Annotated in this window: 12 protein-coding genes; 6 read left to right on the top strand and 6 right to left on the bottom strand. The window is 38.8% G+C overall.

The window, feature by feature from the left end; all coding sequences use genetic code 11:
* Positions 1-25: 25 nt before the first annotated feature.
* Together F935_RS01355 and F935_RS18120 are read right to left on the bottom strand one after the other, a co-directional pair.
* Entirely contained in the window at positions 26-613 is a 588-nt protein-coding gene (locus F935_RS01355; RefSeq protein WP_016137259.1) for a hypothetical protein, read from the bottom strand.
* 29 nt (positions 614-642) lie between these two features.
* Positions 643-801, bottom strand: a complete 159-nt coding sequence (locus F935_RS18120) for a hypothetical protein (RefSeq protein ID WP_080645505.1) — start codon at positions 799-801, stop codon at positions 643-645.
* Between the two features lie 123 nt (positions 802-924).
* Here F935_RS18120 and carA point away from each other — a divergent pair, with 123 nt between their 5' ends.
* The 5 genes from carA to F935_RS01330 all read left to right on the top strand — a co-directional run bounded on the left by carA (position 925) and on the right by F935_RS01330 (position 7,140).
* Positions 925-2,064: a glutamine-hydrolyzing carbamoyl-phosphate synthase small subunit gene (carA, locus tag F935_RS01350; RefSeq protein WP_016137258.1), complete on the top strand. Its 1,140-nt coding sequence runs from the start codon at positions 925-927 to the stop codon at positions 2,062-2,064.
* A gap of 14 nt (positions 2,065-2,078) precedes the next feature.
* Positions 2,079-5,309 (top strand): carbamoyl-phosphate synthase large subunit, encoded by a 3,231-nt coding sequence (gene carB / locus F935_RS01345; RefSeq protein WP_016137257.1) that lies wholly within the window; start codon positions 2,079-2,081, stop codon positions 5,307-5,309.
* An 88-nt stretch (positions 5,310-5,397) separates the two neighbouring features.
* On the top strand, positions 5,398-5,874 hold the full coding sequence (greA, locus tag F935_RS01340) for a transcription elongation factor GreA (RefSeq protein ID WP_016137256.1): 477 nt from the start codon (positions 5,398-5,400) through the stop codon (positions 5,872-5,874).
* Positions 5,875-5,948: 74 nt separating this feature from the next.
* On the top strand, positions 5,949-6,581 hold the full coding sequence (locus F935_RS01335) for a CatB-related O-acetyltransferase (protein ID WP_016137255.1): 633 nt from the start codon (positions 5,949-5,951) through the stop codon (positions 6,579-6,581).
* Positions 6,582-6,702: 121 nt separating this feature from the next.
* Positions 6,703-7,140 carry a universal stress protein gene (locus F935_RS01330; RefSeq protein WP_016137254.1) on the top strand — a complete coding sequence of 146 codons (438 nt, stop codon included), beginning with the start codon at positions 6,703-6,705 and terminating at the stop codon, positions 7,138-7,140.
* Between the two features lie 71 nt (positions 7,141-7,211).
* On the opposite strand, the gene F935_RS01325 is transcribed toward F935_RS01330, so the two are convergent.
* Complete coding sequence (locus F935_RS01325) at positions 7,212-7,541, bottom strand: MGMT family protein (RefSeq protein ID WP_080645654.1); 330 nt, start codon at positions 7,539-7,541, stop codon at positions 7,212-7,214.
* 81 nt (positions 7,542-7,622) lie between these two features.
* On the opposite strand from F935_RS01325, the gene F935_RS01320 reads away from it, so the two are divergent.
* Positions 7,623-8,339, top strand: coding sequence for a zinc metalloprotease (locus tag F935_RS01320; protein ID WP_016137252.1), 717 nt, complete (start codon positions 7,623-7,625; stop codon positions 8,337-8,339).
* Between the two features lie 6 nt (positions 8,340-8,345).
* On the opposite strand, the gene F935_RS01315 is transcribed toward F935_RS01320, so the two are convergent.
* The 3 genes from F935_RS01315 to F935_RS01305 form a co-directional block, all read right to left on the bottom strand.
* A complete protein-coding gene (locus F935_RS01315) occupies positions 8,346-10,076 on the bottom strand; it encodes a CapA family protein (RefSeq protein WP_016137251.1) in 1,731 nt (576 codons plus the stop codon).
* Positions 10,073-11,728, bottom strand: a complete 1,656-nt coding sequence (locus F935_RS01310; protein ID WP_016137250.1) for a glycoside hydrolase family protein — start codon at positions 11,726-11,728, stop codon at positions 10,073-10,075. Before F935_RS01310 ends, F935_RS01315 begins: the two co-directional genes overlap by 4 nt.
* Positions 11,729-11,872: 144 nt before the next feature.
* Positions 11,873-14,575 (bottom strand): BapA/Bap/LapF family large adhesin (locus F935_RS01305; RefSeq protein WP_016137249.1); only part of this gene is annotated, 2,703 nt, incomplete at its 5' end.

Here is a 14,575-nt window from a genome sequence, read left to right as displayed (position 1 = left end):
TATAGCTGGACCAAAGCAGAGATCATTAATTATCTCTTGCTTTATTCCAAGCTTCGACTGCATTATTTTTAGTGCGCTTAATACTTTCACTTAAAGAATCTTTGTGCTTCAAAGAAATCTGGCTAATATCACCCTTAAGCTCTTTGCTCACTTTTGTTAAATCTTCAATAAGGGCATTAATTTCTGCTTTCAAAGCATTTTTAAGGTCAGACAACCCTTCTTGTGAAGTGCTAAACTGAGCTTTAATTACATCAAGACGTTGTAAAATATCTTGTTTAATTTGACCAATTTGATTTTGAATATTCTTATTTAATTCGTGAGTTTCAGCTTCAATTTTCTCTTGAGTCTCGCTTAAAACTTCTTTGACTTGCTCTTGAGTTTCAGTAATAGCTTCTTTTACCTGAGCTTTTGCTTCCGTAGCAACTTCTTTAACTTGCTCAGTTTTTTCAGCAACAGTTTCTTTTACCTGTGCAGTTTTAGCGGTTACTGTTTTTTTAGCCTTAGTTGTAGTCGCAGCTAGGGTTTCTTTCACTTCATTAACCTCAGCTTTTACTGATTCAACTACTGCTTGAGTTTTTTCACTCACCTCTTTTGAAACTTCATTATTGCTCATACTATTTCCTCATATTGTTTATTTTTTAACTAGCAATACAATAAATCCAGTTTCAAGAATTCGCCTTGCAAATTGTCAGACAATTTATCAAAAGTATCGGATTCAGATGAGTGGATAATTTTTTTATAAAAAGCAAGCAATGAATTATATTTTTTAGCAGAAAAGAAATAGACTTTGAGGGGTTCCATGCGTATAATGCGCTGTTAAGTTACAAGCGGGCAGACCGATAGGGAGGGCATGTTTTATCCAAACATCGCCGATCTTTTTTGGGTCTACTCGCTTTTTTACAGCCGAAATTCAGGAGCTTTGGTTTGAGCATCCCCGCCATTTTAGCCCTCGCAGATGGAACGATCTTTAAAGGAACGTCAATCGGCGCATCGGGAAGTACGACTGGAGAAGTCGTTTTTAACACAGCCATGACAGGCTATCAAGAAATTTTGACTGACCCAAGTTATGCACAACAAATTGTGACATTAACTTACCCTCATATTGGTAACACTGGTTGCAACGCGGAAGACGTTGAATCTGGTCGTATCCATAAAGTATGGGCAAATGGTTTAATTATTCGTGACCTTCCCCTACTACACAGTAATTTCCGTGCTGAGCAGTCGTTGAGTGAATATTTGCAAGCGCATAATGTTGTTGCTATTGCAGATATCGATACTCGTAAACTGACTCGTATTTTACGTCAGACTGGCGCTCAAAACGGATGTATCCTTGCTGGCGAAAATATTACGGAAGAAGAAGCTATTGCAAAAGCACGTGCTTTTGGTGGCTTAAACGGTTTAGACCTGGCAAAAGAATGTTGTGATCCAACAGGTTTTGAATGGTCTGAAGGTTCATGGACCTTAGGCCAAGGCTTCTCTAAACCTGAATTAAAATACCATGTAGTTGCATACGATTACGGTGTCAAAACCAACATCTTGCGTATGCTTGCAGACCGCGGTTGTAAACTAACCGTTGTTCCTGCAGAAACTCCGGCTGAAAAAGTATTGGCACTTAATCCGGATGGCGTATTCCTTTCAAATGGTCCTGGCGATCCAGCTGCTTGTGATTATGCGATCGAAGCTGTAAAAACTATTGTTGAAACCACAACATTACCTGTATTTGGTATCTGCTTAGGTCACCAAATTCTGGCACTCGCTTCTGGTGCAAAAACTGTAAAAATGAACCATGGTCACCACGGCGCTAACCATCCTGTACAAGATCTTGAAGATGGTACAGTGATGATTACTTCACAGAACCATGGTTTTGCTGTAGATGCAGAAACTTTACCGGCTAACTTAAAAGCAACGCATAAATCATTGTTCGATGGCACCTTACAAGGTATTCACCGTACAGACAAACCAGCTTTCAGCTTCCAAGGTCACCCTGAAGCAAGCCCTGGTCCACATGATTGTGCACCTTTGTTCGATCATTTCATCGAACTTATCGAAGCATCTAAACAGTAATTACGGAGCGAATAATGCCTAAACGTACGGATATTAAAAGCATCTTAATTATTGGTGCTGGCCCGATTGTGATTGGACAGGCATGTGAGTTTGACTACTCAGGTGCTCAAGCGTGTAAAGCACTTCGTGAAGAAGGCTATCGTGTTATTTTGGTTAACTCTAATCCAGCAACTATCATGACAGATCCTTCAATGGCTGATGCAACTTATATTGAGCCGATTACTTGGCAAACAGTTGCACAGATTATTGAAAAAGAACGTCCAGATGCAGTATTGCCAACTATGGGTGGTCAAACTGCATTGAACTGTGCCCTCGCACTTGATGAGCACGGTGTTCTTGCTAAATATAATGTTGAACTTATTGGCGCGAGCAAAGAAGCGATTGAGAAAGCCGAAGATCGTAAACTCTTCGATATCGCTATGCGTAAAATTGGCTTGGAATGTCCAAAAGCTGCCATTGCTGAAACAATGGAAGAAGCTTTAACAATCCAGTCAGGCTTTGGTTTTCCAGTAATTATCCGTCCATCATTTACAATGGGGGGTTCTGGCGGTGGTATTGCATACAACCGCGAAGAATTCCTTGAGATTTGTGAACGTGGTTTTGACCTCTCTCCTACTCACCAGTTATTGATTGATGAATCTTTAATTGGCTGGAAAGAATACGAAATGGAAGTTGTTCGTGACAAAAACGACAACTGTATTATCGTATGTGCGATCGAAAACTTCGATCCAATGGGCGTTCACACCGGTGACTCAATTACTGTTGCTCCTGCTCAGACATTAACAGACAAAGAATATCAATTGATGCGTAATGCTTCGGTTGCAGTTCTTCGTGAAATTGGTGTTGAAACAGGTGGTTCTAACGTTCAGTTCGGTATTAACCCGAAAGATGGACGTATGGTTGTTATTGAGATGAACCCTCGTGTATCACGTTCATCTGCTCTTGCTTCTAAAGCAACAGGTTTCCCAATCGCAAAAATCGCAGCAAAACTTGCTGTTGGTTATACTCTTGATGAATTGAAAAATGACATCACTGGTGGCGTGACTCCTGCAAGCTTTGAACCATCGATTGACTATGTTGTAACGAAGATTCCTCGTTTTAACTTCGAGAAATTCCCACAAGCAGAACCTGTATTAACCACTCAGATGAAATCTGTTGGTGAAGTCATGGCTATTGGCCGTAACTTCCAGGAATCTGTACAAAAAGCATTACGTGGCCTTGAAGTTGGTGTAAGCGGTTTTGATGAAAAAATCGAAGCTGGTGCAACAAATGCAAAAGAAACCATTTTAAAAGAGCTTAAAGTTCCAGGCCCTGAGCGTATCTGGTATGTAGCCGATGCTTTCCGTCATGGTTTCTCTTTAGATGAAGTGTTTGAAGCAACCAAAATTGACCGTTGGTTCCTTATTCAAATTCAAGACATCGTTAAAACTGAAGCTGAAGTAAAATCTTTAGGTTTTGGTGACTTAAACGCTGACAATATCCGTGCTTTCAAACGCAAAGGTTTATCTGACCTACGTATTGCTGACCTCATGGGTATTTCACAAAAGCAATTCCGTAAACAACGTTGGAATTTGGGTGTTTACCCAGTTTACAAACGTGTTGATACATGTGCTGCCGAGTTTGAATCTGGTACTGCATACATGTATTCAACTTACGATGAAGAGTGTGAAGCAAATCCATCAAATCGTGACAAGATCATGGTTATTGGTGGTGGTCCAAACCGTATTGGTCAAGGTATTGAATTTGACTACTGCTGTGTACACGCTGCATTAGCAATGCGTGAAGACGGTTATGAAACAATCATGGTTAACTGTAACCCTGAAACTGTTTCTACTGACTACGATACATCAGATCGTTTGTATTTCGAACCTGTAACACTTGAAGATGTGCTTGAAATTGTACGTACTGAGAAGCCAAAAGGCGTGATCGTACAGTACGGTGGTCAAACACCTCTTAAATTGGCACGTGCTTTAGAAGAAGCTGGTACACCAATTATTGGTACATCACCAGATGCAATTGACCGTGCAGAAGACCGTGAACGTTTCCAGCAAATGATCCAACGTTTACAGCTTCGTCAACCAAACAACAGCATTGTAAAATCTGCTGAAGAAGGTATCTCTGAAGCTGCGAAAGTAGGTTATCCGTTAGTTGTTCGTCCATCTTATGTATTAGGTGGTCGCGCAATGGAAATCGTGTATAACGAAGAAGAACTTAAACGTTACCTTCGTGAAGCAGTTCAGGCATCTAACGAAGCCCCTGTTCTTCTTGACCGCTTCCTTGATGATGCAACTGAAGTTGATGTTGACTGTGTATCTGACGGTAAAGACGTTGTGATCGGCGGTATCATGCAGCACATCGAACAAGCAGGTATTCACTCAGGTGACTCTGCATGTTCAATTCCTCCTTATTCTTTATCTAAAGAAATTCAGGATGAAATGCGTCGTCAAACTGTTGCGATGGCAAAAGAACTTGGTGTGGTTGGTTTGATGAACGTTCAGTTCGCAGTTAAAGGCGAAGATGTTTACGTTCTTGAAGTTAACCCACGTGCTTCACGTACAGTTCCATTCGTATCGAAATGTATTGGTGATTCTTTAGCAAAAGTAGCTGCACGTTGTATGGCTGGTCAATCACTTGAATCTCAAGGATTTACTAAAGAAATCATTCCAAAACACTTTGCTGTGAAAGAAGCTGTTTTCCCATTCGCTAAATTCCAAGGCGTAGATCCAATGCTTGGACCTGAGATGAAATCTACAGGTGAAGTAATGGGCGTTGGTAAAACATTTGGTGAAGCATTCTATAAAGCTGTTTTAGGCTCAAATGATCGCTTACCTGGTTTACCAACCGAAGGCGAAGTCAAAAATGCTTTCTTATCAGTACGTGAATCTGACAAGAAATATATTGCTGATATCGCTAAGAAATTAGCTGCATATGGCTTCAAGCTTCTTGCAACAGGTGGTACATACAAAGTTCTTAAAGAAGCAGGTTTAGAGTGTGAATCTGTGAATAAAGTAACTGAAGGTCGTCCACATATTGTTGACCGCTTGAAAAATGGTGAAATACACCTTATTGTCAATACAACTGAAGGTAAACAGGCTCAATATGACTCTGCAATGATCCGTCGTGCTGCCCTACAAGGCAAAGTGTATTACACAACGACTATCAATGGTGCAGAAGCTGTTTGCCAAGCTTTTGATGTGAAATTGCCAATGGATGTATACCGCTTGCAAGATTTAACTGTAGGTTAATTTGTTACCGATAAGTCCCGTCACCTTATCGGTGGCGGGATTTTTTCATTTTTTTTAACTGTGTTTTCTCAAATTAAGAGGGACCAAAATGCAACGCTATCCAATGACCCCTGAAGGTAAAATTGCCTTAGAGAAAGAATTACAACATTTAAAATCTGTTGAACGTCCACGTATTATTCAAGCCATTGCAGAAGCACGTGAACATGGTGACTTAAAGGAAAATGCTGAATATCATGCTGCGCGTGAACAGCAAGGTTTCTGTGAAGGTCGTATTCAGGATATCGAAGGTAAATTAGGCGCTGCTCAAGAAATTGATGTTAAAACACTTGAGCAAAATGGCCGTGTTGTTTTTGGTGTGACAGTAACGATTGAAAATCTGGATACTGAAGAACGCAAAACTTATAAGATTGTTGGCGATGACGAAGCAGATTTTAAAATTAATAAAATCTCGGTGAACTCACCAATCGCACGTGGTCTTTTAAGTAAGAGTGAAGGCGATGAAGTGAAAATCGTGACTCCACAGGGCGAAGTCGAATATGAAGTCGTAAGTGTAGAATATCTCTAAGATAATGCACAACTAGCCCCTCTTTATGAGGGGTTTTTATTCAATACCATTGATATATTTTTGGGAAGTCACACATGGATAACGCTTTAATTAACACTCCAGTTCGTCATTGGTGTGAATTTGAATTTATCCATAAAACTGTTAAAAACCCGAATATCCATATTAAAGGTAATTACTCATATTACTCCGCCTATTGGGATCAAGGTTTTGAACGTTGTGTCGTACGTTATTTACATGATAAAGCCTCGACACCTGACAAACCGATTGATCAACTTCATATTGGTAATTTTGTTTGTTTTGGCGCTGAATGCGTCATTATGATGGGTGGTAACCAACTTCACAGACCAGACTGGATTTCGACTTTCCCTTTTGATACGCGTAGCTTCTTAGCTGCTGGTGATACTGTAATTGCCGATGGGTGTTGGATTGGCAGTCGCGCAATGATTATGCAAGGTGTCAAACTTGGTGAAGGTGCAGTCATTGCAACTGGAGCTGTAGTAACTAAAGATGTTCCGCCCTATGCAATTGTAGGTGGCGTGCCTGCGAAAATTATTAAATATCGCTTTCCTCAAGAACAAATAGACAAACTGCTTGCTTTAAAACTTTATGATTTAGATGAGAAGCAAATTCTGAAAATACGTGAATATTTACAAACTGATGATATAGATGCTTTATCTAGCCATATAGAAAATTTGCGGACTTTATAAAAATAGGGCTATAAAATTGAATGTTATAAAACACAAATGATTACGTGCTTGAATTTAAATCGTCAAAAAATAAGTATAAAGTATTGAATAAATAAGCATCATTACAATAAGGAAAAGACTCATGTTATATCAACATATTCTTGTACCAATTGACGGTTCTGAAACTTCTGTGGTCGCGATGGATGAAGCGATTAAACTCGCAAAAGCTCTAAATAGCAAAATTACCGTAGTGCAAGTTATGGCTCTTGACCCATATATTGCCGATGCCTACGTAAAAACTGGGCAAACTAACGAATTAATTGAACGCACAAGAACTTATTTACTGGATGTATTAGAGCAGGCAAAACAAAAATTTGCCAATGAAGGCATTACTGTCGAAACTAAACTACTTGAAGGTTTTGTCGTACATGAAGAAATTATTCAAGCTGCTCAAGACTTAAAGGCAGATCTGATTGTTATGGGTTCTCATGGCCGTACAGGAGTCCGAAAACTTGTACTGGGTAGCGTTGCACAAAAAGTGTTAGGCGAAAGCCATATTCCTGTTTTAATTGTTCGATAACTTCCATATTACTTATCTTGTTAATCATAATGATTAGGCAATTATTTTTAATCAACAACCTTTAAGTCAATTTAAGGCTGCCAAGCAAATTGCTTTAAATTGACTTTACTATTTAATAAGTAAACTCCTTCAGCTTCTAGCTTTAATTGTTGAACATTTTCACCCTTTTCATTAAATTTACTTAGGCTAATTTTGCCTTGAGAATTAATAACCCGATACCAAGGAACTTGATGATCTGCTTCAAGATGCTTAAGGACATAGCCAACTAATCTCGCATGTTTAGGTAAACCTGCCATACGAGCGACTTGTCCATAAGTTGCAACTTTTCCGTAAGGAATCAAAGCAATGACTTCTAAAATCTGCCGATGTAGTTCATACTGAGTTGTCAAAATGGACTCCATAAAAATTGACATAATTCATATCATATAAAAAATTTTGACTAAAACTAAATGCAATCCAAGGTGGGCTTGAGGGAAATCTGCATGAAAAAAATATTATTGGTGATTACTGGGTCATTACTGTGCGTTTCTTGTACTACTCGCCTCCCTATTCCTTCAGGAGAGGTATCTAAAGTATCTACAGATGGTCGTCCTATCGTTCCTGTCACTTTCGTTTTTACCACTAATTCTCCAGAAGCTACAAAGTTTGATAATTATCAACAAATGCGGAAAGAAATTAAAATATTAAATAAATATTATGTAGATGATAAAAACAATAAAATCTTTAAGTTCAAATTAAACCGTTATATCCCATATGAACAGTTCATTCAGTTACGATGTGACCTTAAGCAGCAAATTAATCAGCCCTATCCTATTTCCCTCGAAACAATTCCTGCAAGTGTAAATACCTGTTTTCCTAAACGGACTGCTAGTAAGGAAGTCATCGTTTTCATTTATGATGCGTATTCGACCAAATGGAAATTTGCAGATGTAACGAGTAGAGCTTTTCGCAACAATGGTGAACCCTTTGTTTTGTTAGACTGGAACCGCCTAAATTATAATATTCAGGCTGGCAGCGTACACGAAATGGGACATGTGTTTGGACTAAAGCATGTTTGTGCACCGAATGCTACAAAACGTACGCCAACAAATATTATGGCAAGTGCTGAATGTAAACGCGGTAGCGGTGGACTTAGGAATTTAGGTTTTACACCTGTGCAACTTCAAACAATTTTATCGAATTATCAAAGTTATCCTTAAAATATTTTAGAAACCAAGCTCTACATAAAAACCTAATTTATCTTGAGCCAAACTATAATTTTCTTGGGTCAGTAATGAAGTCATATAATTGCTGACCTTTGAGAAATCTTGCTCATTGACTGGATACGGCTGCCAAAATGTTTTCAAATTATTGGTATAGATTGGATATAAACGCAGTCGATCTTTTGACAAATCTAGTCGTGCTATACATCCATACGGTAAAGCGTTGTGCTCAGCATATTCACCGTTACTATTAAAAACAGAATTGCCAATACCAAATACCACAGGCTTTTGATGAATGAATTGAACAGGCTGAACAGTGTGCGCGCCATGACCAATGATAAGGTCAGCGCCAGCTTGAGTTAAAATATCAGCAAGCTTGGTCTGTTCCTTGGTAATAGGCTTAAAATCGATGCCCCAATGACAAATAACGATGACTTTATGGTGAGAATGAGCCAACTTATAACGGCTTATTTGTTCAATTAAGACTCCATTTAAACACGCGATTCCATTCTTGTGCCCTAAAGCGTAAAAATCATAATCTAGATACGCTGTATCTCTGTGCCAATAGCCATTAAAAATAGCGTAATGCTTGTTATTAAATGCAATTTCAAAGTAACTATGGGCATCTTTTTGGTTTAATCCTGCACCGATATAAGAAATATTGGCCTGATCAAATTGTTGTAATGTATAAGCTAATCCGCGATTCCCATAATCTTTTAGATGATTATTAGCCAGCACAACATGGTTAAGGTGAATATTATTAAATTCTGCTAATGTTTTTTCAGCCTCAGCTTTAAGAATAAACGACTTTTTATGCGCTAATGGTGATTGATCTTCTAAAGAAAATACTGCTTCAAAGTTAGCGATATTTAAGTCATTTTCGCCTAAAAAAGCTTTTATTTTTTCGAATGAATAGCTGTATCCATATTGTTGTAGAGCATCTTTTTGCCCCTTAGACTTGCGCTTTTCTGTATAGATCTCCCCAAAATAAGTATCTCCCAGAATGTTGATCATGCCACTTTGAGTGGAGCAAACTTTAGGTTTAACATCTTGCGATTGAAAACAGTGATAATAAGGAATCAAATGTTCAATTCGATGAATATCATCTAAAAATGAAAAGAAACCGATGGTCTGGTTTTCTTCAAAGAACGTCAGATAAATTGTTCTCAATGAATTAGATAGGTATAAGACCGTTACGACTGACTGAGCCATTAATGGCGTCTGGGGAAGATAAGGCTTTCCCTTAAAAATAAGTTCTTTAATAAAGAAAACTTTTCTGATTTCAGTTGGATAGGTATAAATATTTTTGACTAATAAAAACAAATGTTTTAACTGATTTTGGATACCTTCATTTTTTATGGTTAAGTTATAGGTAGCAGCTTTTTCGGATAAAATTAAAGATACTTGCTCATTTGTACCAAAAAGCATATTGCTTAACGCAGCTTTTACATCTGCTGCTTGGGTAAAAATTAAAAACTGTAATAGCTCGGTAAAGGTGTAATTTTCAGAAGGCTTTAAACCTAGATTTTGCTGACCTAGTTGCTCAGATAGCTGTTCAGGCATGACATAGACATCTTGAGCCTGTATGTTTTTTTGCTGAAATTGTTCTAGTGCATAGTCGATTAGCAGTAGCGTTGAAACATCATCGTCAAATTCGAATTGCCATAAAGGTTCATCAAAACTTGTAGTATCGACATGTGCTAATAATTTGATTTCAACAGGCTGATACTTCATGGCTCATCACCCTTGTAATCTTTAACGTAGGCGATGTAACCCGATAAGTTATGTTCTTGGTCATCAATCCGTACGCGAAAACGGTCATGTCGAATATAAAACGCATGCAAGATTTTATCTGGTCGCGCCATATACATAGCCATTTCTGGATAAAAAAATCCTGTGGTTTGAAAATCAGCTCTAAACTCAATTAGCTTTTGAAGCTCAGACATATAAGCTTGCTCAAAAAGCGCTGTACGCCCCTGCTCTTTTAAACGGCTCACCATTTTATAAGCAGCCATTAACATCTCTAACAAAGTTGCATATGTCGTTTTTCGATTTCGAATAAAAATAAAATGTTTTAAATAATTATTTAAACCAAAAATAAAATATTTTTCTTCAGGACATATTTTAGTGAGTTCATTGGTACAATAACTTAACCAATGATCATGATATTTCTCATATCTATTTTTAATAAAATATTCAAACATTAACTTAACCGTTTCTAATAATTTAGAATCTTGGTTAAATTGGTATAAACGTAATAAAGCTAAAGCAGCTTCACCGTCATAATAAATAATTCTGAATTTTTCTTTTAAATCATAATCTGGATAATTTAATACATGAGTCGTTGATCCATTTGAATCTACTAGCTTTAAAATACCATTTGCGAGTTTCTCTGCATATTTTTGATAATCAGTTTTTTGGGTAATTTCTTGATATTTTGTCAGCATTAAAATAGCTGCCGCATTGGCACCTAGTTTAATTTCTAATTCCCCTTCTTTTCCATCAATCATAAAGGCGGTTGATGAATCTTTTTCTTTATAAAAGTTAGTCAGTGCATAGTGAATCGCGGCATGAATTTTAGGCCAATATTCCGGCTTATTTTGCACCTCAAATGTTTCTAGTAAGGCATACACCGAGGTACAGTGGCGTACCGTATTGTAGTTACGAATGTCTCGATCATAGGCAGAAAAATAACCATAAATAAATTTGCCATTTCCTTGAATCTGGTCATGCAAAAATGCCGAGTTTTGTTCAATTAACAGCTTAAAATGCTGTTTCTTATTGTTTGAAATTCCTCTAATACCATTTACGTCATTGCGACTCGCTAAATTAATGAATTGCCCATTTTCATAAAATGCTGCGTAGGTATCAAAAGTCCAAATTTCTTGTAGCTCTTGTAGTTTAATCTGTGGTTTTGTAGCGTTATATTTTTGCTTAATTGCATAATTCAGATTGGTTTCATCAAAGAAGTTCGGTTTGTCATAACTTAACCCCCGAATAAATGCTTTTCCATAAATCTCTTGTTCGAGAAAAGCCACTGAACATTGTTCATCAAAGCCAATGCCTTTACGGTAATGGTTATTGTGAAATTGATGGTGGACCTGTTGTTCTACTTCTTTCCACATCTGTTGCATTAAATTATATGCGATATCTATTTTTATATAATCAGCCAATTGTTCTTGTGCAAATTGGTCATCAATAAAATCTAATAATTGTTTTTTAGCCTGCTCTAAATTTGTTTTCTCACTGTGCCATACGTTACATCTTTGGTCTTTGGGGCCATAAGATAAAAATAAAATAATATCCTGTTTAAGACTCGGAACATGCTGAACAACTTGCTCTAACCAAAGGTTCAGTTGTCTTTGGAAGTTTAAAAATGCCGTCACTCGAATTCAGTCCCTATTCGTTATTTGTTGTTCTATAAAATTTTCAATACATCATAGCACGGACAAGCTAAAAGCTAGATTAACGTATTGTTTAAAAATAAAAAAAGAGCCCGAAGGCTCTTTTTTTATTTGGTTAATTATCTATTAATAGATAATTTGACCATTGGCAAGTAACTCTGCCTCAGTAGTAGAAACACCTTGTAAAACCAACAGATTCGTAAAGTTATTTGAAGGTAAAATCACCCCAGTTAACCCATCACGGTCAATCTGAATTGTTGTATTACCACCACTTACAGTGACATTTAGATATTGCCCAATAGTAGCATCTGTTTGGGCTCCATCGAGTAACCCTCTGATATCAATCAGATCGGCTTGCTGGTCTGTAGCGACATTACCCACATGGAAGTTAGTCCAAGTATCTACGCCATTGCCACCGGTATTACCACCATTGCCTATAGCAACATTGTTTAATACATGGTAAATGAGAGTATCTGAACCAGCCCCAATCGTGCCAGTATCCGTATTGAACGTGTCATTTCCTGATGTACTAATTACATGAGTATTGTAATCAGAAGTAGTCAGGTTAACCGTCAATGATGATAAAGACTCGGCGCCATTCGCTGCCACTAACTTATAGTTAATGGTATCGGTTGGATTCGCTAATGTTAAAGATGAAGTATTGGCACGGTAATCATAGTCACCATTTGAATTGATCACAAATGTACCATTCGCAGTAGTGATAGATTGTCCAGTAGCCTCAACATATACACCAGGGCTCGTTTCAACATAGAGTTTGACACCATCAGCAGTAAAGATACCACTGTCTGCAACTCCACCTATTGTGTCACCATGGACAATGTTTCCATGAATCCAGTCAGATGAATAATTGTTCAAGTGCGTTGTAGTGGTCGTTACTTGGGTATCCAATGTGGTTACACCAAGTGTTATTGCTGACAACGTATATTGAACACGGTATGTACCTGCTTCCAAGTGTAGAACAGAATCTTGGAAAGCTACTGTTCCGAGACTAATACCACCCACACTCGCAAGCGCTGTCGCCGAACCAGTGTAAGTAGTATCAACCCATACTCCACCTACAAATTGTTGAACAACATAGCTCACTGTTGGTAAGGCACTTAATAATGGCTGGTTAGCGTAAGTAGCTGCCACCTGAACATCTACTAGCGTTCCTGCTGCAACCACAAAGCTATTAGAAAGTACAGAAGTCGAACCAATCAAGTTAATTGTTATGTTCGGACTTGCAACATCTACAGGTGTATCAGTTGAGTTACTAAAGTCAACCGTTGCAACTGCTTGGTCAGCATTGGCAACGATTTGAGTCGTACCATCCGTTCCAGGACTAGCAGTATTCCAAGTAATGCTGACATCAGGTGATCCAATCTGTATGTGCAAGACTGCTGTGCTAGTTCCACCTGACACAGGATCAGTAATGGTGTAAGTAAAGCTATCTACTTTACCAATGTTTGCAGCATTAGCAGTTGGTGTATAGCTATATGAACCATTTGCAGAGATAGTAAGTGTTCCATAAGCTCCAATGACTGGGGTTGAAGAACCGATAGGTGTTGATATCGCACCTACTTGTTCACCAATCACCGCAGACACCACTGTAGTTCCAGTGATTGTATCTGGCACATATGAAGAACCATATATAGTCGAATCATCATCTGTGAGCACATTGCCGCTTACTGTTGCTGCACTATATGTAGGAACTACTGTGTGATTATAATCATCGCGAACCACACTCATTGTACCTAACAATCCTACACCCACACCGGTATAGACCATAAACGCTCTATAAGAACCACTTGCCAAGTCTGTGATAGTCGCACCGAATCCATTACCACCGAGTATTCCGACGTTAATTAATCCGGTACTAGCATCACCTGCAACATTCTGCCATGAACCATCTGGTGCTTGTTTTTGTAACACTATTTTATAGTCGTTAAGCAAAGACAAACTTAGTAAAGCGCCATAGCTAATCGTTGCATCTGAAGTATGTCCAGCAGCAATACTGAAGCTCACACTCGGGGTACCTAGAAGCGATACGTTAAGACCCTCAGTTACGCCTATCAATGCTAGATAGGTTGCAGAACCAGCATTAATACCCGTTGTAGTTAATGGAACAATATCAATTGCCACACTATCTACATTGTCATGTGCAGTAATTGTTGGCACAAGAACAAGACCAGCAAGGTTAGCGCCAGTACCCAGGTTACCTGCAAGGTCAGTATAGGTGTTATTTGCAACACTCAAGCTCGGTGCTGTTGCACTGCCATCTTGAGTGAAGGTCGCTGTCCAGGTCACACCACCATCTGCTGTAGCCAAGCCAGTAAGCGTACCACCTGCCAAGGTCACATCTGTTGCATCAAAGCCAGTCACTGCTTCACTGAACGTGAAGGTCACTGTGGTGCTTTCACCTACAGACAGGTTAAGGTCAGTTGCACTGATCGCAAGCGTCGGTGCAACAATATCTGCCACTAAACCAGCCAATGCCGCACCAGTACCCAGGTTACCTGCAAGGTCAGTATAGGTGTTATCCGCCACACTGATGCTTGGTGCTGTCGCACTGCCATCTTGAGTGAAAGTCGCTGTCCAGGTTAATCCACCATCTGCTGTGCTCAAGCCCGCTAAAGTACCGCCTGCCAAAGTCACATCTGTTGCATCAAAGCCAGTCACTGCTTCACTGAACGTGAAGGTGACTGTGGTGCTTTCACCCAGACCTAGATTCAGGTCAGTTGCACTGATCGCAAGCGTCGGTGCTACCACATCTGAAGTCAAGCCAGCAAGGTTAGCGCCAGTTCCCAAGTTACCTGCAAGGTCAGTATA

Source organism: Acinetobacter calcoaceticus ANC 3811, assembly GCF_000399665.1.
Classification (GTDB): Bacteria; Pseudomonadota; Gammaproteobacteria; order Pseudomonadales; family Moraxellaceae; genus Acinetobacter; species Acinetobacter calcoaceticus_B.
Note: the sequence above shows the minus strand (reverse complement) of the source record. Positions and strands in the feature narration are given on the sequence as shown.

What these genes read in the sequence shown, in the direction of transcription:
- F935_RS01355 (WP_016137259.1), bottom strand. Translation starts at nt 613, where the DNA reads ATGAGCAATAATGAAGTTTCAAAAGAGGTGAGTGAAAAAACTCAAGCA.
- F935_RS18120 (WP_080645505.1), bottom strand. Translation starts at nt 801, where the DNA reads ATGGAACCCCTCAAAGTCTATTTCTTTTCTGCTAAAAAATATAATTCA.
- carB (WP_016137257.1), top strand. Translation starts at nt 2,079, where the DNA reads ATGCCTAAACGTACGGATATTAAAAGCATCTTAATTATTGGTGCTGGC.
- greA (WP_016137256.1), top strand. Translation starts at nt 5,398, where the DNA reads ATGCAACGCTATCCAATGACCCCTGAAGGTAAAATTGCCTTAGAGAAA.
- F935_RS01335 (WP_016137255.1), top strand. Translation starts at nt 5,949, where the DNA reads ATGGATAACGCTTTAATTAACACTCCAGTTCGTCATTGGTGTGAATTT.
- F935_RS01330 (WP_016137254.1), top strand. Translation starts at nt 6,703, where the DNA reads ATGTTATATCAACATATTCTTGTACCAATTGACGGTTCTGAAACTTCT.
- F935_RS01325 (WP_080645654.1), bottom strand. Translation starts at nt 7,541, where the DNA reads ATGGAGTCCATTTTGACAACTCAGTATGAACTACATCGGCAGATTTTA.
- F935_RS01320 (WP_016137252.1), top strand. Translation starts at nt 7,623, where the DNA reads ATGAAAAAAATATTATTGGTGATTACTGGGTCATTACTGTGCGTTTCT.
- F935_RS01315 (WP_016137251.1), bottom strand. Translation starts at nt 10,076, where the DNA reads ATGAAGTATCAGCCTGTTGAAATCAAATTATTAGCACATGTCGATACT.